Source organism: Chromobacterium sp. ATCC 53434 (assembly GCF_002848345.1).
Lineage (GTDB): Bacteria > Pseudomonadota > Gammaproteobacteria > Burkholderiales > Chromobacteriaceae > Chromobacterium.
The window spans coordinates 204,195-226,245 of the sequence record NZ_CP025429.1 but is presented as its reverse complement, the minus strand read 5'-3'; the positions used below and the strand labels follow the sequence as shown (position 1 = coordinate 226,245).

Annotated in this window: 19 protein-coding genes; 13 read left to right on the top strand and 6 right to left on the bottom strand. The window is 65.6% G+C overall.

What is annotated here, in order from left to right; all coding sequences use genetic code 11:
* Window positions 1–26 precede the first annotated feature (26 nt).
* The 3 genes from CXB49_RS01050 to CXB49_RS01040 are packed head-to-tail and all read left to right on the top strand — an operon-like array spanning window position 27 to window position 5,716.
* Window positions 27–1,166 (top strand): efflux RND transporter periplasmic adaptor subunit, encoded by a 1,140-nt coding sequence (locus CXB49_RS01050; RefSeq protein WP_101706692.1) that lies wholly within the window; start codon window positions 27–29, stop codon window positions 1,164–1,166.
* A 17-nt stretch (window positions 1,167–1,183) separates the two neighbouring features.
* The gene (locus tag CXB49_RS01045) at window positions 1,184–4,327 is read left to right on the top strand and encodes an efflux RND transporter permease subunit (RefSeq protein WP_101706691.1); all 3,144 of its coding nucleotides are present in this window, start codon (window positions 1,184–1,186) and stop codon (window positions 4,325–4,327) included.
* Window positions 4,328–4,330: 3 nt separating this feature from the next.
* The gene (locus CXB49_RS01040) at window positions 4,331–5,716 is read left to right on the top strand and encodes an efflux transporter outer membrane subunit (RefSeq protein WP_101706690.1); all 1,386 of its coding nucleotides are present in this window, start codon (window positions 4,331–4,333) and stop codon (window positions 5,714–5,716) included.
* A gap of 77 nt (window positions 5,717–5,793) precedes the next feature.
* Here CXB49_RS01040 and lpxO read toward each other — a convergent pair whose 3' ends face one another.
* Window positions 5,794–6,714, bottom strand: a complete 921-nt coding sequence (gene lpxO / locus CXB49_RS01035) for a lipid A hydroxylase LpxO (protein ID WP_101706689.1) — start codon at window positions 6,712–6,714, stop codon at window positions 5,794–5,796.
* A 361-nt stretch (window positions 6,715–7,075) separates the two neighbouring features.
* Between lpxO and CXB49_RS01030 the strand changes: the two genes are divergently transcribed.
* Window positions 7,076–7,603, top strand: a complete 528-nt coding sequence (locus CXB49_RS01030) for a hypothetical protein (protein ID WP_101706688.1) — start codon at window positions 7,076–7,078, stop codon at window positions 7,601–7,603.
* On the opposite strand, the gene CXB49_RS01025 is transcribed toward CXB49_RS01030, so the two are convergent.
* Genes CXB49_RS01025 through CXB49_RS01015 form a run of 3 tightly spaced genes read right to left on the bottom strand, consistent with a single transcriptional unit; the run spans window position 7,592 to window position 9,704 of the window.
* Window positions 7,592–8,329 carry a metallophosphoesterase gene (locus CXB49_RS01025; protein ID WP_101706687.1) on the bottom strand — a complete coding sequence of 246 codons (738 nt, stop codon included), beginning with the start codon at window positions 8,327–8,329 and terminating at the stop codon, window positions 7,592–7,594. The genes CXB49_RS01030 and CXB49_RS01025 overlap by 12 nt on opposite strands.
* Complete coding sequence (locus tag CXB49_RS01020) at window positions 8,326–9,042, bottom strand: VUT family protein (protein ID WP_199406754.1); 717 nt, start codon at window positions 9,040–9,042, stop codon at window positions 8,326–8,328. The genes CXB49_RS01025 and CXB49_RS01020 overlap by 4 nt, the downstream gene beginning before the upstream one ends.
* Window positions 9,039–9,704 carry a helix-turn-helix domain-containing protein gene (locus CXB49_RS01015; RefSeq protein ID WP_101706686.1) on the bottom strand — a complete coding sequence of 222 codons (666 nt, stop codon included), beginning with the start codon at window positions 9,702–9,704 and terminating at the stop codon, window positions 9,039–9,041. Before CXB49_RS01015 ends, CXB49_RS01020 begins: the two co-directional genes overlap by 4 nt.
* A 381-nt stretch (window positions 9,705–10,085) precedes the next feature.
* Between CXB49_RS01015 and CXB49_RS01010 the strand changes: the two genes are divergently transcribed.
* A complete protein-coding gene (locus CXB49_RS01010) occupies window positions 10,086–10,328 on the top strand; it encodes a hypothetical protein (RefSeq protein WP_101706685.1) in 243 nt (80 codons plus the stop codon).
* Window positions 10,329–10,624: 296 nt separating this feature from the next.
* Here CXB49_RS01010 and CXB49_RS01005 read toward each other — a convergent pair whose 3' ends face one another.
* Window positions 10,625–12,940 (bottom strand): penicillin-binding protein 1A, encoded by a 2,316-nt coding sequence (locus CXB49_RS01005; RefSeq protein WP_233492904.1) that lies wholly within the window; start codon window positions 12,938–12,940, stop codon window positions 10,625–10,627.
* A gap of 164 nt (window positions 12,941–13,104) precedes the next feature.
* Here CXB49_RS01005 and CXB49_RS01000 point away from each other — a divergent pair, with 164 nt between their 5' ends.
* The 8 genes from CXB49_RS01000 (at window position 13,105) to CXB49_RS00970 (ending at window position 20,218) form a co-directional block, all read left to right on the top strand.
* Complete coding sequence (locus tag CXB49_RS01000) at window positions 13,105–14,217, top strand: pilus assembly protein PilM (protein ID WP_101706683.1); 1,113 nt, start codon at window positions 13,105–13,107, stop codon at window positions 14,215–14,217.
* Window positions 14,218–14,805, top strand: a complete 588-nt coding sequence (locus CXB49_RS00995; protein WP_101706682.1) for a PilN domain-containing protein — start codon at window positions 14,218–14,220, stop codon at window positions 14,803–14,805.
* The gene (locus tag CXB49_RS00990; protein WP_101706681.1) at window positions 14,802–15,419 is read left to right on the top strand and encodes a type 4a pilus biogenesis protein PilO; all 618 of its coding nucleotides are present in this window, start codon (window positions 14,802–14,804) and stop codon (window positions 15,417–15,419) included. Before CXB49_RS00995 ends, CXB49_RS00990 begins: the two co-directional genes overlap by 4 nt.
* Window positions 15,420–15,432: 13 nt before the next feature.
* On the top strand, window positions 15,433–15,957 hold the full coding sequence (locus CXB49_RS00985) for a pilus assembly protein PilP (protein WP_101706680.1): 525 nt from the start codon (window positions 15,433–15,435) through the stop codon (window positions 15,955–15,957).
* Window positions 15,954–18,056, top strand: a complete 2,103-nt coding sequence (pilQ, locus tag CXB49_RS00980) for a type IV pilus secretin PilQ (RefSeq protein ID WP_101706679.1) — start codon at window positions 15,954–15,956, stop codon at window positions 18,054–18,056. Before CXB49_RS00985 ends, pilQ begins: the two co-directional genes overlap by 4 nt.
* A 35-nt stretch (window positions 18,057–18,091) precedes the next feature.
* Window positions 18,092–18,640 carry a shikimate kinase AroK gene (gene aroK, locus CXB49_RS23845; protein WP_199406753.1) on the top strand — a complete coding sequence of 183 codons (549 nt, stop codon included), beginning with the start codon at window positions 18,092–18,094 and terminating at the stop codon, window positions 18,638–18,640.
* Window positions 18,641–18,643: 3 nt separating this feature from the next.
* Window positions 18,644–19,723: a 3-dehydroquinate synthase gene (aroB, locus tag CXB49_RS00975; RefSeq protein WP_199406752.1), complete on the top strand. Its 1,080-nt coding sequence runs from the start codon at window positions 18,644–18,646 to the stop codon at window positions 19,721–19,723.
* A gap of 111 nt (window positions 19,724–19,834) precedes the next feature.
* A complete protein-coding gene (locus tag CXB49_RS00970) occupies window positions 19,835–20,218 on the top strand; it encodes a FimV family protein (protein WP_233492903.1) in 384 nt (127 codons plus the stop codon).
* Between the two features lie 66 nt (window positions 20,219–20,284).
* Here the strand turns inward: CXB49_RS00970 and msbA are convergent, their stop codons facing one another.
* The gene (msbA, locus tag CXB49_RS00965) at window positions 20,285–22,045 is read right to left on the bottom strand and encodes a lipid A export permease/ATP-binding protein MsbA (protein ID WP_101706678.1); all 1,761 of its coding nucleotides are present in this window, start codon (window positions 22,043–22,045) and stop codon (window positions 20,285–20,287) included.
* Window positions 22,046–22,051: the final 6 nt, after the last annotated feature.

Sequence of the window (22,051 nt, the reverse complement as noted above, 5' to 3'; positions counted from 1 at the left end):
GCAAGTTTGAACCCTATGGAGTCCCCATGAACAATATGCAAGCCCGCCGCTACGGCGGCGCCTGCGCGCTGGCCGTCGCGATGCTGAGCGGCTGCTCGCAGCCGGCGCCGCAGGACGCCCCGCAGGCGATTCCGGTCGCCGCCGCGACGCTGGCCCCCGCCCCGCTGAAACTGAGCGACGACCTGCCCGGTCGCGTGGCGGCGGTGCGCGTCGCGGAAATCCGTCCACAGGTAGGCGGCATCGTGCTGCGCCGGCTGTTCGAGCAAGGCAGCGAGGTCAAGGCCGGCCAGCCGCTGTTCCAGATCGATCCGGCCCCGTTCAAGGCCGAGGCGGCCACCGCCGCCGCGGCCCTGCAGCGGGCCGAGGCCGCGCTGGCGCGCGCCCGCGTGCAGACCGCCCGGCTGCAGCCGCTGGTCGAAACCGACGCCGTCAGCCGCCAGGTCTTCGACGACGCGGTGTCGCAACGCGACCAGGCCGCCGCCGATGCGGCGCAGGCACGCGCCGCGCTGGCCCGCCGCCGGCTCGATCTGAAATTCGCCGCCGTGGCGGCACCGATCACCGGCCGCATCGACCAGGCCCTGGTCACCGAGGGCGCGCTGGTGGCCGCCGGCGACGCCTCGCCGATGGCGCGCATTCAGCAGATAGACCAGATTTATGTCGACGTGCGCCAGCCGGCGGCGGCGCTGGAATCGCTACGACGGACCTTGGCCGCGCAGCCGGAGGCGGCCGGCCATGGCGTGCCGGTGACGCTGCTGCGCGACGACGGCAAGCCCTACGACGAGACCGGCCGCATGCTGTTCTCCGGCGTCAATGTCGACGCCGGCACCGGCGACGTGCTGCTGCGCGTGCTGGTGGACAACCCCAAGCGGCGGCTGCTGCCGGGCATGTTCGTCCGCGCCCGCGTGCCGCGCGCGAGCTACGCCTACGCGCTGACGGTGCCGCAGCAGGCGGTGGTCCGCATAGGCGGCAAGCCGCAGGTTTGGACCGTTGACGCCAAGAGCCGCGCGCGCCTCGCCGCCGTCGAGCTCGGCGAGCTGGCCGAGCGCCGCTACCGGATCCAGGCCGGCCTCAAAGCCGGCCAGAAGGTGGTGGTCGAGGGCATGGAGCGCCTGTCCGAGGGCGCGCTGGTCGCCGTCGGCGACGCCAAACCATCCGCGCAGCGCTGAGCGAAGGGAGCCTGCTGATGTCCCAATTCTTCATCCGCCGCCCGGTCTTCGCCTGGGTCATCGCGCTGTTCATCATCCTGCTGGGAGTGATCGCCATCCCCCAGTTGCCGATCTCCCGCTATCCGTCGGTCGCGCCGCCGACGGTCACCATCACCGCGGCCTATCCCGGTGCCACGCCGCAGACCATGAGCGACGGCGTGCTGAGCCTTATCGAGCGGGAGCTCTCCGGCGTAAAGGATCTGTTGTATTTCGAATCGTCAGCCGATACTTCCGGCGCGGCGCAAATCACTGTCACCTTCAAGCCGGGCACCGATCCGGCGATGGCCCAGGTTGACGTGCAGAACAAGCTGAAGGCCGTCGAGCCGCGCCTGCCGGCCACCGTGCGCCAGAACGGCGTGATGGTGGAGTCGGCCTCGTCCGGCTTCTTGATGCTGATCGGCCTGCGCTCCGACAACGGCCGCTTCGACGAGACCGAGCTGAGCAACTATATGGCGCGCAACATCGTCGAGGAATTGCGCCGCATCGACGGCGTCGGCCGCGTGCAGCTGTTCGGCGCCGAGCAGGCGATGCGCGTCTGGGTGGACCCGGCCAAGCTGATCGCCTACGGCCTGACGATGAGCGAGCTCTCCGCCGCCATCGCCCAGCAGAACGCGCAAATCGCGCCGGGCAGCCTGGGCGCGTCGCCAGCCTTGCCGGGCCAGCGGGTCACCGTGCCGCTGACCGTGCAGGGCACGCTCTCGACGCCGGAGCAGTTCGCCGCCATCGTGCTGCGCGCCAACGCCGACGGCGCCAAGGTGGTGCTGGGCGATGTCGCGCGCATCGAGCTCGGCTCGCAGTCCTACAACTTCGTCAGCACTGAAAACGGCAAGCCGGCCACCTTCGCCGGCGTGCAGCTGAGCCCCGGCGCCAACGCGGTGAAAACCGCCGAGTCGGTGCGGACGCGGCTGGCCGAGCTGGGCAAGGCGATGCCGGCCGGCATCGCCTATTCCATCCCCTTCGACACCGCGCCCTTCGTCAAGATCTCGATCGAGAAGGTGATCCACACGCTGGTCGAGGCGATGGCGCTGGTCTTCCTGGTGATGTATCTGTTCCTGCAAAACGCGCGCTACACGCTGATCCCGTCCATCGTCGCGCCGGTGGCGATGCTGGGCACCTTCGCGGTGATGCTGGCCGCCGGCTTCTCCATCAATGTGCTGACGATGTTCGGCATGGTGCTGGCGATAGGCATCATCGTCGACGACGCCATCGTCGTCGTCGAGAACGTCGAGCGGCTGATGGCGGAGGAAGGCCTGTCGCCGAAGGAGGCGACGGCCAAGGCGATGAAGGAGATCACCGGCGCCATCGTCGGCATCACGCTGGTGCTGACCGCGGTCTTCATCCCGATGGCGCTGTCCAGCGGCTCGGTCGGCGTGATCTACCAGCAGTTCACGCTGGCGATGGCCGTGTCCATCCTGTTCTCGGCGCTGCTGGCGCTGACGCTGACGCCGGCGCTGTGCGCGACGATGCTGAAACCCATTCCCCGCGGCCACCACGAAAAGCGCGGCTTCTTCGGCTGGTTCAACCGCCGCTTCGCGCGCCTGACCGACTGGTACGAGACGCGCGTCGGCCGGCTGATAGGACGCGCCGGCCGGGTGATGCTGGTCTTCGTCGCGCTATCCGGGGCGATGGCCGCCGGCTTCAAGGTCCTGCCGTCGTCCTTCCTGCCGGAAGAAGACCAGGGCTATTTCATGACCGGCTTCCTGCTGCCGGCCGACGCCACCGCCGAACGCACCCGCGACCTGGTCAAGAAGCTGGACAGCCATCTGGCCACCCGCCCGGCGGTCCAGTCCAGCATCTCCATCGTCGGCTACGGTTTCTCCGGCTCCGGCTCCAACGCCGCGCTGAATTTCGCGGTGCTGAAGGACTGGGACAAGCGCGATGGCGCGTCGACCGTGGACGAAAGCCTGCGCGCCCAGCAGGCGATGGCCGGCGCCACCGAAGGCACGGTGATGAGCCTGCTGCCGCCGGCGATAGACGAGCTGGGCACCAGCTCCGGCTTCACCCTGCGGCTGGAAGACCGCGCCAACCAGGGCCCCGCCGCGCTGAAGGCGGCCGAGGCCAAGTTGCTGGAGCTGGCCGCGCAAAGCCCGGTGGTGGCCGGCGTCTACCCGGACGGCCTGCCGGCCGGCGCCAGCATACGGCTGGACATAGACCGGCAGAAGGCCGAGGCGCTGGGCGTGTCCTTCGCCAGCGTCAGCGACACGCTGTCGGCCGCGATGGGCTCGGCCTACGTCAACGACTTCCCCAACAACGGCCGGATGCAGCAGGTGATCCTCCAGGCCGACGCGCCGGCGCGGATGCAGATAGACAATGTGCTGAAGCTCTACGTGCGCAACGCGGCCGGCAGCATGGTGCCGCTGTCCGAGCTGGCGCGCCCGGTATGGGCCGAGACGCCGCTGCAGCTGGTGCGCTTCCAGGGCTACCCGGCGGCGCGCCTCTCCGGCGGCGCCGCGCCCGGCCACTCCAGCGGCGCGGCGATGGCCGAGATGGAACGGCTGGCCGCCCAGCTGCCGCCCGGCTTCGCCGTCGAGTGGACCGGCCAGTCGCTGCAGGAGCGCCAGTCGGCGTCGCAGGCGCCAATGCTGATGGCGCTGTCGATGATCGCGGTCTTCCTGGTGCTGGCCGCCCTGTACGAGAGCTGGTCCATCCCGCTGTCGGTGATGCTGGTGGTGCCGCTGGGCCTGATCGGCGCGCTGGCCGCCGTGATGCTGCGCGGCATGCCCAACGATGTGTTCTTCAAGGTGGGCATGATCACCGTGATCGGCCTGTCGGCCAAGAACGCCATCCTGATCATCGAGTTCGCCAAGCAGCTGCGCGACGAAGGCAAGAGCCTGACGGAAGCCGCGGTGCAGGCGGCCCGGCTGCGGCTGCGACCCATCCTGATGACCTCGCTGGCCTTCGGCCTGGGCGTGGTGCCGCTGATGATCGCCACCGGCGCCAGCGCCGAGACGCAGAACGCCATCGGCACCGGCGTGTTCGGCGGCATGCTGACCGCCACCGTGCTGGCCGTTTTCTTTGTTCCCGTTTTCTTCGTATTCGTGATCGGCTCGCAGGAGCGTCTGGGACGGTGGCTGAAATCGCGCCGCCCGGACGCCGCGCCCGATCGCGGACAGGAGGGCTGAACCATGAGATTCATCATTCTTCCCGTCGTCCTGGCCCTGTCGGCCTGCTCGCTGACCCAGCCGCTGATCAAACCCGATCTGCCGGTGCCGGCGGCCTTCCCCGCCGCCTCCGGCGACGCGTCCGGTGCCCACGCGGCCACGCTTGGCTGGCGCGCGATGTTCGGCGACCCGCGGCTGCAGCGGCTGATCGAACTGGCGCTGAGCAACAACCGCGATCTGCGGCTGGCCGCGCTGAACGTCGAGGCCGCCCAGGCCCAGTACGGCATCCAGCGCAGCGAACAGCTGCCCCAGATAAACGGCGCGGCCGGCGCCATGCGCCAGCGCACGCCGGCCAACGGGACCCTGCCGGCTGCCACGCAGACGCAGTACAGCGCCAACCTGGCGCTGAGCGCCTTCGAGATCGATCTGTTCGGCCGCATGCAATCGCTGTCCGACGCCGCCTTCGCCCGCTATCTGGCCAGCGAACAGGGCCGGCGGGCCGCGCAGATTTCGCTGGTGGGCGCGGTGGCGGACGCCTACTTCGCCGAGCGGCTGGCCGACGAGCAAAAGCGGCTGGCCGTGCGCACGCTGGCCGACTGGCGGCAATCGCTGGACCTGGCGCGCCGGCTGAAAGCGGGCCATCAGAGCAGCGGCCTGGACGTGGCTCAGGCCGAGGGCCAGGTCGCAGGCGCCGAAGCGGACCTGGAGGCGCGCGTCCGCGCCCTCGCGCAAGCCGGCAACGCGCTGCGGCTGCTCGTCGGCGCGGAGCCGCCGGCCGATCTGCCTGCTCCGCTGCCGCTGGAGACCCAGCCGGTGGCGACGCGGCTGCCGGCGGGCCTGCCGTCCGATCTGCTGCTGCGCCGGCCGGACATCCTGCAGGCGGAACAAGAGCTGGTGGCCGCCAACGCCGACATCGGCGCGGCGCGCGCGGCCTTCTTTCCCAGCCTGTCGCTGACCGCCTCGCTGGGCTTCGCCAGTCCGGCGATGCGCGGCTTGTTCGACGGCGGCCACCGCGCCTGGAGCTTCGCGCCCCAGGTTTCGCTGCCCTTGTTCCCGACCGGCCGGTTGCGCGCCGAATTGCGCCTGGCCGAACTGCGCAAGTCCGGCGCCGTCGCCGAGTACGAACGCGCGATCCAGACCGCATTCCGCGAAGTGGCCGACGGCCTGGCCGGGCGCGAAACCTTCGGCCGGCAGATCGCCGCCCAGGACAGAACGGTGGCCAGTGCCGAGCGCCGCGCCGATTTGTCGGCCCAACGCTACCGCGCCGGCGTCGACGGCCGGCTGGAATTGCTGGACGCCCAGCGCCAGCTCTACGCCGCCAGACAGGCGCTGCTCGACCTGCGGCGCGGCGAGTTCGGCAACGCGGTGGCGCTGTACAAGGCGCTGGGCGGCGGCTTGATCGACCGCTGATCCTCCGCCAGGCTCGCTCCGCCAAATAAAAACCGCGCCCAGGGGCGCGGTTTTCTACTTCGACAGCCGGTCCGTTCTCAGCGCCACGCGCCCCAGAACAGCCACAGCATGATCGGACCGCCGAGGATCAGCCACTTCAGCAGGTAGTAGGTGAAACGGCTTTGCGCCTTGATCTTCTTGCCGAACAAGCGCACCTGCTGGATGTAACGGAAGGCGCGGTTCAGCGCGCCGGTGCGGTCGCCCGCCTCGTTCGGCGAATTGGCGGCGCCGACCAGCACCCGGCTGACGATGCGGTTGATCACGCGCGCCGGCCAGAACCACATCGGCCGCTCGACGTCGCAGAACAGAATGATGCGGTTCTGGTCGGTGGTGTTCTCGGCGTAGTGCAGATAGGTCTCGTCGAAGATCACCGCCTCGCCGTCGCGCCAGCTGTATTGCTGGCCATCGACGTCGATGTAGCAGCGGTCGTCGTTCGGCGTGATCAGGCCCAGGTGGTAGCGCACCGAGCCGGCGAACGGGTCGCGGTGACGCACCAGCCGGCTGCCCGGCGGCAGCGCGGTGAACATCGCCGCCTTGATGTTGGGGAACTGCCTCAGCAAATCGGTGGTATACGGGCACAAGGCCTGCGCCGACGCGTGGTCCTGGCCGTACCACTTCAGATAGAAGCGCTTCCAGCCGGTCTTGAAGAAGGAATTGAAACCGAGATCGTCGTACTTGTCCGAAGCCTTGATATTGCCGCGGTCGTACAGCGCCACCGCCTCTTCGCGGATCTTCTCCCAGTTGGCGGTCAAGGCCTGCAGTTCGGGGAAGCGCTCCACCGGCAGATAGGGCTTGGGCGGCACCTTGGAAAATAGATACATGAAGCAGTTGATCGGCGCCATGATGGTCGAATGATCGCTCAGCTGGCGCCAGAATCCCAGCCGCACGCGGCCGCGGAAATGCACATAGAGGGTGGACAGCACGAAGATGGCGACCACCGCGATCTTGGTATAAGGCATCGGGTACTCCTGCAAGACTAGCCCGACATTGTAGAACGATGCGGCCTTCGACGCAGGCCCGGGCGACAAAATTAATAATAAAGGTCAGTTGATCTGACCCGGGAAACCGGCTGGAATTCCCTTGCGCGACGCCCGCCGCCGGGGCTTGCGCGCCGGCCGGGTGGGCATATTGTACTAATTTGAATAATAAAATGCCAAAGACATCTCATCTGGCGCGGGTTTATACTGCGCCCAGTTTCGCGCCGATCGAGCCGTCCGGCCCCGATACGCGCGGCCGGACAGGCCGCTTGCTGTCCACTCCCCAAACCGAAACCCGCTCCCGGCAAACCGTCGGCGGTTTCACAGCGACGACGAGAACCCGATGCCGTTTCAAAGCCTGCGCAATTTAAAGAACTGGATCGCGGCCGTCTTCAACCCGCCCTATCAGTTGTCGCTGTGCGAAATCGTGCCCGGCCGGGACGGCGACGCCACCGTCTACGTGTTCAAGCAGTACGGCACCCACGACATCATCAAGCTGCGCCACCGCGACATCATCGAAAACGTGCAGATTCTGTCGGCGGTCAATCCGAAGGACCTGATCGGCATCGCGCTGTACGAGAACAGCCTGAAGGAAAGCGCCGGCGAATGCCGGGTCACCGAGGCCATTCGCGGCAACCAGTACCGCATCGCCAATCACGGCCGCGAGGAGGTGTATTCCGGCGAGAGCATCTGCGGCAACATCGACTTGTTCCAGCGCCTGCCGCCGCACGAAATCTGCAAGATCGCCTACGAAACCGGCTTCAACAAGGGCCGCAAGGTATCCGGCCAGCTGCGGGCGCTGGCGACGCAAGGCCGCGCCGAAGCCGGAGCGGAAGCCGACAACGTGGTGCCGCTGCGCTCACGCAAATAAGCTGGCTACCCGGTAGCCGTCGGCCTCGAAGCGGAACAGCCGGTAGCCGGCCCTGTCGTCGATCTCGATATCGCAGGCGCCGTCGCGCCACTGGAAACAGGTGGCCGGCGCCACTTCCAGCGCGCAGCCTCGATAGGACAGGCTGTGTTCGCCGTGCACATGGCCGCAGATGACCAGCGGCAGCCTGGCGTCCAGCGCCGCCCGCCAGAAACGCGAACTCTGCCTCAGCATGCAATCGTCCAGCAGCGGCGTGCCCACCGCCAGCGGATGGTGGTGCAGCACCACCGCGGCCTTGCCCTGCCCGACCGTCGCCAGGCGCCGGCGCAACAGCGTCAGCTCGGCTTCGGCAATCTCGCCGGCGTCCTGTCCCGCCACGCAACTGTCGACGCCGATGAAGGTCCAGCCGCCCAGCTCCACCACGTCCAGCGGGCGCAGGAAGGCGTAGTCGGCGAACACCCGCGCCATCGTCGGCCGGACGTCGTGGTTGCCGGCGATCCAGTACACCGGCAGACCGAGACCGGCCAGCGCCTCGGCCGCCAGCCGGTACGAGCCTTCCGACTCGTCCTGCGACACGTCGCCGGTCAGCAGCACCGCGTCGGCGGCGCCCGGCCCCATCGCCTTCACCGCGGCCAGCACCCTGTCCAGCGCGGCATGGGTGTCGCGGCCGAGCAGACGGCCGCCGCGCTCGGCGAACAGATGCAGGTCGGTCAATTGCAGGAGCTTCATGCGCGGGCCCTGCCAAAACGGTTGCGTTCGACGCCGTCGCCGTTGTCGCGGAAGACCGCCAGCGGATTGTAGGAGACTTCCCAGTCGAAATAGTCGGTTCGCTCTATCTTCTTGATCACCGCCACCAGGTAATAACCCAACGGCAACAGCAACACCGACATGCACACCTTGTACGACCAGGTGGTGGCGATGATGTTGACCAGCTCGGCGCCGCTGTACTTGGACGACAGGCTGATCGGATAGGCGGTCAGCAACAGCACCGCCTGCGCCAGCATCGAGGCGATCAGATAACGGACGAAGAAGAAGCGGCCGGCGAAAAAGATCTTCAGCCGCGACACGATGAAACCGTTGCAGAAATACGAGGCCGGCACCGAAATCCAGGTGCCCACCATCACCCGCCAGAATTCATGGAACAGCTGGTAGTACTGCTTGGAAATGGCGTTGTTGTCCGGCTGGATCAGCGCGAAGGCGTTCAGGATCAACACGAACAGCGTCTGACAGATGACGATGATCCACACCGTGCGCCCGCCGAGCTTGTAACCGTATACTTCGGTGGAAATGGTCGACAGCAGATAGCACAGCGAAAACACGATGCCGCTGGCGGTGATCTTCAGGCTGTAGATATCCACCGTCTTGTACACCAGCGAATCGCAAATAATCATGATGGTGACCGTCAAGCCGACGATCAGTCCGTACAGGCGGAATTCGTTCACCGCGCGCCCCCCGACAAAGTCTTGATGGCTTTCAGCACCACGGCCAGCACCTGGTAGTTTTTATACAGCGAAGGCGCCATGTCGTTCAGCGCCGAAATCGACAGAAACAGCAAGAATTCCTCCTCCACGTATACCCGGCGCAGACAAGGCGGGTTGTCCCCTATCCGCACCAGCACGATATCACCGTCCTGCGGCCGGCTTTCCCGCACCATGATGAACACCGTGCCCTGAGCGTAATGCGGGTACAGCGTGTCGTTGTTGACCAGCACCGCGAACAGCGTCCGGCCGGCATAACCGGCCACTTCGGCGCAGTAATGGCCCAGATCCGCCACGCCTGCGTCGATGAAATCCCCGAGCCGGCCTATGCCGGTCAGCGGCATCGAAAATACCGCCGGACCACGCTCCGTCGCGACGTCCGGATCGACGGCGGCCAATTCGCCAATGCCCACCTGGAAATAACGGGCGATCTCGCCCAGCGTGGAAAGCGTCGGATTGCCGACGCCACGCCGCAGATTATTGATGGTGGCGATGCCGAGGCCGGTTTCATCGCTCAGCCGCATCGCGTCGACGCCATGCCTGCTCATCAGGCCGGCCAGATTGCGGGCAATCGCCGCCAGCAGGCCCTGATCCTCCTGCAGCCCCCTTTCCATGCCTTTCGCCATTCGCCTATCCCGAATATGGTTGAAATCGCCCTTTTCCAATTTCGATGCCGCAAGATCCGCGCCATCGGAAAAGCGAGATTCTGCCGTACCGCCTGGTAACGGACCGCCAAATATAAAGCGGTGAAATCACCTGCGCAAACGAAAGTTAATTGTGTATACGTCTCGAATTAAAACTGTGCCCTACAAAATAAATTAAACACAGATAAAACTTATTAGGACATTATCGAGACCCGCACATTCAACACGTATTAGCGCTTTCGCCATTGCCGCTCGCAGTATGATAATATAATATCGCTGAACCACATTAAAATATTTACGTCACTCCCACCGCGCGCGCACCGTCGATAAAACATCGCATCCGCACCCCGAGGTCGATCCGCCATGCACAGCCAAAGCATCCCTGAATCCATTCGCGAAGACGAATTCGCGATCGATGTCATCAATGGAGAAAAAGTGCTGATCACGCTGCCCACCATTCTCGGCGGACGAGGCAGCGAATGGGAGGGTTCGCCCATTTTCGGCAGACATTATCTGATGGCCTTATTGCAGCGCGGCATGGAGCACGACGTGCTGCAGCCGGCCGACATCCAGCGGCTGCTGAGCCGCTGCCCCGCCCAGTCCTGAGAACCTGTTCACGATCTTTTTTCAAGCAGCGCAGCCAAGCCAGGCGGCCAGATGCAAGGCGGAGGGGGCAGGCCTTGGTGATTCCAAGGCCCAGCCCGACAACGCGGCAGATGGCCGCCTGGCTGGGCTGCCCTTCGGGGCCGTTTTCCGCTCCCTGCATCCGACAAAAAATGGCCGCTGCCGGAAAAAGACCGTGAACAGGTTCTGAGAGCCGGTTCAAGGTCTCTTTCGAGCCGCGCATGAAAAAACCCCGGCGGAAGCGATTCCGCCGGGGTTGTTCATTGCCGCGCCGCCGTCTAGAACAACTGGTCCTTGACGTTCTCCACCGCGTCCTGCGCGGCCGGCTTGTTGCCGTCGGCGTCGGACTTCGGCGCGCTGGCGTCTTCGTCGCCGCCGGGCACGGTGCCCTGATTGTCGATGCGCAGCTCCGGATTGGTCTTCTGGAACTCCTCGTAGTAGTACTCGTCGCCGCCGCGCTGACCGGCGCCCGGCTTCACCACGATGCCCTGCGGCACCGGCGGCGCCACTACCGGCTGGCCCTTCAGCGCATTGCCCATGTAGTTGATCCAGATCGGCAGCGCCGCGGTGCCGCCATAGCCGTAGCGGCCGAGCGAGCGCGGCTGGTCGAAACCGACCCAGGTGGCCGCCGCCAGATTGGGGTTGAAGCCGACGAACCAGGCGTCCTTCCAATCCGAGGTGGTGCCGGTCTTGCCGGCGAGATCGGTGCGGCCAAGGCTCATCGCGCGGAAGCCGGTGCCGTAGCGCACCACGTCGCCCAGCATCGAACGGATGATGAAGGCGTTGCGCGGGTCTATCGCCTGCTGCGCGTTCTGGCCGGCCACGGTGGGCACGGTCTTGGCCAGCACGCGGCCGGACTGGTCTTCGATGCGGTCGATGAAATAGGCCTTGGTGCGGTAGCCGCCGTTGGCGAACACCGAATAGCCCTCGACCATCTGCAACGGCGTCACCGAACCGGCGCCGAGCGCCATCGGCAGATAGGCCGGATGCTGCTTGGCGGAGAAACCGAAGCGCTGGATGTACTGCTGGGCGTAGTCGGTGCCCACCGCCATCAGCACGCGCACCGACACCAGGTTCTTGGACCGGGTCAGGCCCTGGCGCAGCGTGATCAGGCCGGCGAACTTGCCGTCGTCGTTCTTCGGCTCCCACAGCTGGCCGTTGACGCCCGGCACCGACAGCGGAGCGTCGTTGATCAGCGTCGACGGCGTGATGCCGCGCTCGACGCCGGCCGAATAGATGAACGGCTTGAACGACGAACCGGGCTGACGCCAGGCCTGGGTCACATGGTTGAAGCTGCGACGGTTGAAGTCGAAGCCGCCGACCAGCGACTTGATCGCGCCGGTGCGGGTGTCCAGCGACACGAAGGCGCCCTCCACCTCGGGCATCTGCACGATTTCCCAGTAACCCTTGGCGTTGGCCAGCACGCGGATCACCGCGCCGCGGCGGATCTGCAGCTGGGCCGAGGCCTTGCCGCTCAGCGCGCGGCGGGCGAACTCCAGGCCCGGGCCCTTGAGGATCGCGGTCTTGCCGCCGCGCATATAGGCGCGCACCTCGGACGGGCTGGCCGACAGCACGATGGCCGGCAGCATGTCGCCGCTGTCGCGCAGATCGCCCATCGCCTCGTCCAGCGCCTCGGTCAGGTCCTCGCCTTCGCCGGACGGCAGGTCGAGCACGCTTTCCGGTCCGCGATAGCCCATCTTGCGGTCATAGTCGACCAGGCCGGCGCGCAAGGCGTCGTAGGCCCACTTCTGGTGGCGGCTGTCCAAAGTCGTGTACACCTTGAAGCCCTCGGTGTAAGCGGCCTCCTTGTAACGCTCGTACATCGCCTGGCGTACCATTTCCGCAACATATTGGCCGGGCTGGCTGGTATCGGCCGCCTGACTGGCCAGCTGCAATGGCTCGTTCAACGCTTCATCATATTGCTGCTGGGTAATGAAGTTCAGTTCGCGCATGCGACGCAGCACGTACTGCTGCCGCAGCTTGGCGCGGTCCGGATTGACGATGGGATTGTAGGCCGACGGCGCCTTCGGCAGGCCGGCCAGCATCGCCATCTGCGCGACGGTCAGCTGGTTCAGCGGCTTGCCGTAGTAAGCCTGGGCGGCGGCGGCGAAGCCGTAGGCGCGCTGGCCCAGATAGATCTGGTTGAAGTACAGCTCCAGAATCTGGTCCTTGCTCAAGGTGTGCTCGATCTTGAACGCCAGCAAGGCTTCGTTGAACTTGCGGGTGAAGGTCTTCTCGCTGGACAGGAAGAAGTTCTTCGCCACCTGCATCGTGATCGTGCTGGCGCCGGAGCGGGCATGGCCGGACACCAGATTGCCGACGGCGGCGCGCATGATGCCGAGATAATCTATGCCGCTATGCTGATAGAAACGCTCGTCCTCCGCGGCCAGCACCGCCTGCTTCATCAGCTGCGGAACCTCGTGGATGCGGGAGAAGGAGCGCCGCTCCTCGCCGAACTCGCCCAACAGCTGGTTGTCGGCGGAATAGACGCGAAGCGGGATTTTTGGCCGGTAATCGGTGATTACATCAAGGCTTTGCAGTCGCGGGTAGGTTATGATGACAGCAATGGCTGCGGCGCCCGCCAGCAGTACCACGCCGCCAAGAAACACGCCTGCCAATATTGCAAGAAATCGTCTGAGCATATTTACGATGGGCTTTCACTGGAAACCGGATTATAACGTCTTGTGAAAGCCAACAAGACAAACAATGGCGGCAACAGTTCGAAATTCTGTTGCGAAGAGACGGGATTGAGGCGCAGATGCTATTCGACAAACTTAGGTTCGGACAGCCGTGGCTCGAACAACTGGGACTCGGGAAATCCCGCAACGCGCCGCTGCTGGGCCTGGATATCAGCAATACCGCGATCAAGCTGGTGGAGCTGTCGCGCAATGGCAAGAACTACCAGGTCGAGCGCTATGTGATAGAGGCGCTGCCCAAGGACGCCGTCAACGATGGCAATCTGGTGGAGATCGACGGCATCGCCGAAGCGCTGCGCCATGCCTGGAAGCGACTGGGCAGCCCGATACGCAGCGCCGCCATCGCCATTCCGACGCAGATGGCCATCTACAAGAAGCTGCTGGTGCCGGTCAGCCAGACCGAGGACCTCGACCAGATGCTGGAGTCCGAGGCCAACCAGATCATTCCGTTCCCGCTGGACGAGGTCAATCTCGACCACCAGGTGCTCGGCCCGTCGCCGTCCAGCATAGACGACCTGGAAGTGCTGCTGTGCGCCGCGCGCAAGGAGAAGGTCGAGGAGAGGGTGGCGGTGGTCGAGATGGCCGGCCTGCGCGCCCAGGTGGTCGACGTCGAATCGTTCGCGATGATGACCGCCTTCGAGCAGATCCAGCAGCAACTGCCCGACCAGGGCATGAACCAGACCTTCGCGCTGTTCGACATCGGCGCCACCCGCATCCACTGCAACATCATCCGCAACAGCCAGCAGATCTACTACCGCGAGCAGGCTTTCGGCGGCCACCAGCTGACGCGCGACATCCAGCGCCGCTACAACATCAGCTTCGACGAGGCCGAGAACGGCAAGCGCAGCATGGCGCTGCCCGACGGCTACGAGCCGGAGCTGATGCACCCCTTCATCGATTCGCTGGCCCAGGAGATCCAGCGCGCGTTGCAGTTCTTCTACACCACCGTCAGCGTGTCCCAGTATCTGCGCGTCGACTACATCCTGCTCGCCGGCGGCTGCAGCATGCTGCCCGGCCTAGACGACGCGGTCGCCGGCCGCACCCAGATCAGCACCATGATCGCCAATCCGTTCACCACCATGGTGCAATCTCCGACGATACGGTTGAAGGAGCTGCTGATGGACGCGCCTTCGCTGCTGATCGCCTGCGGCCTGGCGCTCAGGAGGTTCGACTGAATGATACGGATCAACCTCCTCCCCCACCGCGAGCAGAAAAAAGCCGCCCACCGGCTGCGCTTCCAGCTGATGCTGGGCGCCACCGCCGTGGCGTCGCTGCTGCTGGTGACCGTGGCCTATCTGGTGCTGGACCATCAGGTCGCGCAGCAGGAGGTGCGCAACCAGTTCCTGCAGACCGAGATCGGCAGGCTGGACGGCCAGATCAAGGACATCGGCAAACTGAAGAAGCAACGCGACGACCTGTTGGCTCGCAAGCAGCTGGTGGAGCGGCTGCAGGAAGGCCGCAACGAGGCCGTGCACCTGTTCGACCAGCTGGTCCGGCAGACGCCGGACGGCGTCTATCTGCGCACCTTCAAGCAGACCGGCAACCAGGTCACGCTGACCGGCTACGCCCAGTCCGGCGCGCGCGTGTCCGGCTACATGCGCCAGCTCGGCCAATCGGAGAGCTTCGAGGCGCCGGTGCTGGTCGAGGTGTCGGCCACCATCGTCAACAACCAGCGCGTCAGCGCCTTCACCCTGAACGCCAGCCTGCGCCAGACCCCTGCCACGCCGCCGCCGGGCGGCAAACCACCGGGAGCCAAGCCATGACGCTGGACGAACTACGCGCGCTCGACCCCAAGGACATGCCCAACTGGCCGTTGCAGGCCCAGGGGCTGATGCTGGCGCTGCTGGCGCTGCTGGTGATCGGGCTCGGGTACTTCTTCGTGCTCGGCGAACAGAACGATCACCTGAACCAGGCGCGCCAGCACGAGGATCAGTTGAAGCAGACCTTCATCGACAAGAAGCGCCAGGCGGTCAACCTCGACGCGCTGCAACAGCAGTTGAAGGAGATCGACGCCTCCTTCGGCGCGCTGCTGAAGCAGTTGCCGACCAAGTCCGACATGGACACCTTGCTGACCGAAATCAACCAGGCAGGCATCGGCCGCGGCCTGCAGTTCGACCTGTTCAAGCCCGGCACCGAGACCCGTTCGGCGGAAATGGCCGAGGTGCCGATCACCATACGCCTGTCCGGCAGTTACAACGACCTGGCCGCCTTCGTCAACGACGTGGCCCAGCTGTCCCGCATCGTCACCATCAGCGACATCAGCCTCAATCCGAGCAATGGCAAGGACAACCGGCTGACCATGGACGCCACCGCCCACACCTACCGCGCGCTGGAACCCAGCGAGCGGGCGGGACTGGCGCCGGCGCCGGCCAAGTGAGGGGGCCGACGCGATGAACAGACGACTGGCCGGACTGCTGCCCCTGACGCTGCTGCTCTGCGCTTGCGGCGGTCCCGGCACCGAAGATCTGAGAGCCTGGATGGTCACCAGCAGCCAGGGGCTGCGCGGCCAGATCGAGCCGTTGCCGCAGGTGCAGACCTACAAGCCGTTCAGCTACCAGGCCTTCGACCTGACGGATCCGTTCAACGCGCAGAAGCTGCAGGCCGGCAAGACGCAGAACTCGGCCAACGCCCCCGACATGAAGCGACCGCGCGAAGCGCTGGAGAACTATGAGCTGGACAAGCTGGCGATGGTGGGCACGCTCAGGCGCGGCAATGCGATGTACGCGCTGATCCGCACGCCGGAGGGCGCCATCTACAGGGTGCAGTCCGGCAACTACATCGGTCCCAATTTCGGCAAGGTCACCGCCATCGACGATTCCCAAGTCGTGCTTTCCGAAACCGTCGAAGACCTGAATGGGGAATGGGTGCAGCGCGACAGCAGCCTGCATCTTGACGAACAAGGGCAGAACAAATGAACAAGTTTTCCATCGCATTGCTGGGCGGGCTGGCGCTGGGCCTGGCAGCGGAAGCCGCGTGGGCGGGGCCGGCCATCACCGCGATAGAGATGGGCAAGGTCGACGGCAACCAGCAGACGGTGCAGATCACCTTCGACGGTCCGGCGGTGCGACCCAACAGCTTCGCCATGTCCAATCCGCCGCGCATCGCGCTGGACTTCGCCGACACCGGCGTCAAGCTGGCCAAACCAACCGTCAACAGCGACGGCGCGCTGGTGCGCTCGGCCGTCGCCGTCGAGGCCACCGGCCGCTCGCGGCTGGTGCTCAGCCTGGCCCGCAACGCCTCCTACCGCAGCGTGGTCAGCGGCAACAAGCTGCTGCTGACGCTGGACGGCTCGCTGTCGCCGGGCCAGGACGCCACGCCGGTCGAACAGCTGCCGCCGCAAAACCAGGCGTCCCCGATGGTCGGCGCGTCGACCGGCGCCAGCCTGGACTTCCGCCGCGGCCGCAACGGCGAGGGCCAGGTGGCGCTGACGCTGCCCAGCCCCAACACCCCGGTCGACATCCGCCGCGACGGCAAGAACCTGGTGGTGAACGTCATCGGCGCCGCGCTGCCGCGCCAGCAGGTGCGCCGGCTCGACGTCACCGACTTCGGCACGCCGGTGGCCAAGGTGGACGCCGTCAACCAGGGCAACAACATCCGGCTGCTGATCATGCCGCAGGGCGACTGGGATTACTCCTCGTACCAGACCGACGGCAAGCTGGTGGTCGAGGTGCGCCGCCCGTCGGCGGACCTGGTGGCCGACACCGGCAACGGCAAGCCGCAGTACAAGGGCGACAAGCTGTCGCTGAACTTCCAGAACATCGAAGTGCGCACCGTGCTGCAGGTGATCGCCGAATTCACCGGGCTCAACATCGTCACCAGCGACTCGGTCAGCGGCAATATCACGCTGCGGCTGAAAGACGTGCCCTGGGACCAGGCGCTGGACCTGATCCTGCAGACCAAGGGCCTGGACCAGCGCCGCAACGGCAACATCATACAAATCGCGCCGCGCGACGAACTCCTGGCGCGCGACAAGCAGCTGCAGGAAGCGCGCCAGCAGCTGGCGACGCTGGAGCCGTTGCGCTCGGAAACCTTCGTGCTGCGCTACCGCTCGGCCGAGGACTTCAAGAAAGTGCTGGACGGCGACAACACCTCCGGCAAGAAGGAGAGCCTGCTGTCCGAGCGCGGCAGCGTGCTGATCGATCCGAAAACCAATACCGTGATCATCAACGACATCGGCACCGTGATAGACAAGCTGCGCGACATCATCGCCAAGACCGACATTCCGGTGAAGCAGGTGCTGATCGAGGCGCGCATCGTCGAGGCCACCGACAACTGGGAACGCGATCTCGGCGTGCGCCTCGCCTACGAACGCGTGGGCAGCACCGGCCTGCTCAGCGGCAGCGGCCTCGCCAACTCCATCACCAACGCCAACGGCCGCATTCCGCCGGTGAAGTCGGCGACGCCGACGCCGTACGCGGTCACTCCGGGCGTCAACCTGCCGATCAGCAATCCGGCCGGCTCGCTGACCGCGCTGTACAGCGTCGGCCAGTCCGGCATCATCGGCCTGGAGTTGCAGGCGCTGCAGGCCGAGGACAAGGGCCGCATCATCTCCAGCCCGCGGGTGATGACCTCGGACCGGCAGGAAGCCTCCGTCGAGCAGGGCACCGAAATTCCGTACCAGGAAGCCAGCTCCAGCGGCGCCACCTCGGTATCGTTCAAGAAGGCGGTGCTGAGCCTGAAGGTAAAGCCGCAGATCACGCCGGACAACCACGTGCTGCTGGACGTCACCGTCAACAAGGATTCCGCCAACTTCCAGCAGACGGTCAACGGCACGCCGTCGCTGACCACGGAGATGATCGTCACCCAGGTGCTGGTCGACAACGGCGGCACCGTGGTGATAGGCGGCATCTATCAGCAGCAGCTGGACAATGTGACCAACAAGGTGCCGCTGCTCGGCGACATCCCCTTGCTGGGCGCGCTGTTCCGCAGCACGCAGAAAATCGACAAACGCAGCGAACTGCTGATTTTCATCACCCCCAAAGTGGTCAACGACCTGATCGCCGCCGGCAGCTGACGGGGTCAAGACAGAGCCGACGGCTATCGGCTACAATGCCTGCCATGGAGAAATTGGCAGGCAACTTTTTTCTGGTCGGCCTGATGGGCGCGGGCAAGACCACGGTGGGCAGAGCGCTGGCGCGCCGCACCGGCAAGACGTTCTACGATTCCGACCAGGAAATCGAGGCGCGCACCGGCGTGCGCGTGGCCACCATCTTCGACATCGAGGGCGAAATGCGCTTTCGCAATCGCGAGGCCTGCGTGATCCTCGATCTGGCCCGCCAGCAGGACATCGTGCTGGCCACCGGCGGCGGCGCCGTGCTGCGCGAGGAGAACCGCCAGGTGCTGGCGCGCTACGGCACCGTCATCTACCTGCGCGCCGCCATCGACGATCTGCTGGCCCGCACCCTGCACGACAAGAACCGCCCGCTGCTGCAGATCGCCGATCCGCGCGCCAAGCTGGAAACGCTGTTCAACGAACGCGACCCGCTGTACCGTGAAATCGCCGACATCATCGTCGACACCACCCAACAAAACGTCAATCTTCTGGTCGCCCGCCTGGTGGACCAGTTGCAGGCCCGCCATCCAAGCCAAGGAAGCTGATTCGTGATCACCCTCGACCTGATCCTGCCCGATACCCGATACCCGATACATATTGGCCATGGATTGCTGGAACAGGTCGATCTGCTGCTGCCCCACCTGCCGCTGCCGAAAGTGGCCATCGTCAGCAACGAAACCGTCGCCCCGCTCTACCTGGCCCGGCTGCAAGGCGCGCTGGAGGCCCGCGGCGTGTCCTGCGCCGCCGTGACGCTGCCCGACGGCGAAGTCCACAAGGACTGGCAGACGCTGAACCTGATCTTCGACGCGCTGCTGTCCGACAACGCCGAGCGCAAGACCACGCTGATCGCGCTGGGCGGCGGCGTGATCGGCGACATGACCGGCTTCGCCGCCGCCTGCTACCAGCGCGGCGCGCCCTTCATCCAGATTCCCACCACGCTGCTGGCGCAGGTGGACTCGTCGGTCGGCGGCAAGACCGCGATCAACCATCCGCTCGGCAAGAACATGATAGGCGCCTTCTACCAGCCGAAGGCGGTGATCGCCGACATGGACCTGCTCGCGACGCTGCCTGAACGCGAGCTGTCGGCCGGCCTGGCCGAGGTGATCAAATACGGCCTGCTCGGCGACGCCGACTTCCTGGCCTGGCTGGAGGACAATATGGCCGCGCTGCGCGCCCGCGACAGCGCGGCGCTGCAATACGCGGTGAAGCGCAGCTGCGAGATGAAGGCCGCCATCGTCGCCGAAGACGAAAAGGAAAATGGCGTGCGCGCGCTGTTGAACCTGGGCCATACCTTCGGCCACGCGATCGAGGCCGGCCTGGGCTTCGGCGTCTGGCTTCACGGCGAAGCCGTCGCCGCCGGCATGGTGCTGGCCGCCGCCGCGTCGGCCGAACTGGGCTGGCTGTCCGCCGCCGACGTCGAGCGGGTGCGGCGACTGATCGCCGCCGCCGGCCTGCCGGTCCGGGCGCCGCAGATGCCCACCGAACAATGGCTGCGCCTGATGGCGCACGACAAGAAGGTGGAGGCCGGCACCGTACGCTACGTGCTGCTGCGCGAACTGGGCCGGGCGGAGATCCAGCCCGGCCTGGCCCCCGAACTACTGGAGCGGACGCTACGGGCAAACAGCTGATTTCGGGCTGTCGGGCGGTTTACGGATTTATACGGATTGCCAAGCCGCCCTCCTCTTCAGAATAATCAACAGACTACATAAGATGTTGTACCACCGAGGGGGAGAAACAGAATGGATGTTTTTACGGCACTGGCCAGCAGCTTGGCCCTGATGCTTGTCTATTATTCCTTGCGCCAGTTCTGGCGACGCCTGCGATACACCAAGCCGACCCATCGCGGCATCGATCCGGTGGGAGAGGCCGAAGTCTACCTAGCCTACGGCCGCACCCGTGAAGCGGTGAGGGTCCTGAAGGATTCCCTGAAAGACGATCCCGACAATCTGCACGCCAAGGTGGCGCTGCTGCGCGTCTACTCGCAAGACAGGAACCGCAAGGCCTACGCGCTGCTGGCCCGCGACGTGCGGGAACAGGTGCAGGGACAGCCGGTATGGCGCACCATCCAGGAGAATGGCCGCCAGCTGGACCCGCAGGACCCGTTGTTCTCGATGGAACTGTAGCGCGCCGGTATCGGAGGCACGCAAAAAAGGCCGCGAATTCGCGGCCTTTTTGCTTTGAGAGCCTGGCTAGGCCTCGTCCTGCTCGCGGAACTGCAGGCTGTGCAGGCGTGCATACAAGCCGCCCCTGGCCAGCAATTCCTGGTGCCCGCCCTCTTCGGCCAGCCGCCCCTGGTGCATCACCACGATGCGGTCGGCGTTCTCTATCGTGGACAGGCGATGGGCGATGACGATGGTGGTGCGGTTCTGCATCAGGTTTTCCAGCGCCGCCTGCACCAGCCGTTCCGACTGGGTGTCCAGCGCCGAAGTCGCCTCGTCCAGGATCAGCAACGGGGCGTTCTTCAACAAGGCGCGGGCGATCGCCAGCCGCTGCCGCTGTCCGCCGGACAGGCGCACGCCGTTCTCGCCTATCATGGTGTCGAAGCCTTCCGGCATCGCCTCGATGAACTCCAGCGCATTGGCCGCGCGCGCCGCCGCGACGATCTCCTCGCGCGCGACCCGGCCCTGTCGGCCATAGGCGATATTGGCGGCGACGCTGTCGTTGAACAGCTGCACATCCTGGCTGACCATGGCGATATGGCCGCGCAGATCAGCCAAGGGAATGTCGGTCAACGGCACGCCGTCAAGCAGCAGCCGGCCGGCGTCGGGTTCGTAGAAGCGCGGAACCAGGCTGACCAGCGTGGTCTTGCCGCTGCCGGACGAACCGACCAGGGCCACCGTCTCGCCCGCCCGCACCGTCAGCTCGATATCCTGCAGCGCGACACGCTCGGAGCCGGGATAACTGAAGGACACGCCGGAGAACGCCAGCTCGCCGCGGGTCTGCGGCATCACGCGCCGGCCATGGTCCGGCTCTTCCGGCGTATCCAGGAAGGAGAACACCGACTCGGCGGCGGCCAGCCCCCGTTGCATCGCCTGCGACACCCCGGTGATGCGCTTGATCGGCGCGAACAGCCCCATCATCGAGGTCAGGAAGGTCATGAAGCCGCCGGCGCTGAAATTGCCGTGCTGGGCGCGCAGGGCGGCGAAATACAGGATGGCCGCCAGCGCGCAGGCGATCAGCAACTGGGTGATCCCGGTGCTGGCGGAGCTGGCGGCGCTCTGCTTGACCTGATTGCGCCGCAGCGACTCGGCCGAGTGGTTGAAACGGGCGATTTCCTGCCCCTCTCCGCCGTATACCTTGACCACGCGCTGACCGTCTATGCTCTCGCCCAGTATCTGGGTCATCTGCGCCATGCTTTGCTGGTTTTCTCGCGCCAGCCCGCGCAGCCGCTTGCCGACCACCCGCATGCACCACGTCACCGCCGGCATCACCACCAGGCAGATCAGCGTCAGCTGCCAGTCTATCCACAACAGCAGGCTCAGCAGGGACAAGGCGGTGACGCCGTCCCGCACCGTGACGGTGATCACATTGAAACCGGCCTCGGTCACCTGATTGACATCGTAGGCGATGCGCGACATCAGGCGGCCCGACTGGTGCTCGTCGTAATAAGGCACCGGCAGACGGACCAGCTTGGCGAACATCTCCTGACGCAAGGTCTGCACCAGATGGCCGGTCAGCCAACTGGCGGTGTATTCGTTGACGAAGCTGGTCAGGCCGCGCACCAGGAAGACGCCGACGATGGCCATCGGCACCCAGACCATGGTGTGAGGGTCCTTGTTGACGAAGCCGCCGTCGATCAGCGGCTTCATCAGCCACGCCAAAGCCGGCTCGGTCAGCGCCGCGAGCATCATCGACAGCACCGACAACAACAGGACCTGCCAATAGCCGAGCAGGTAGCCCAATAGCCGCCGATAGACTTTCCAATTGTATTGGAGGGAGTGCTTGACCATTAGTAT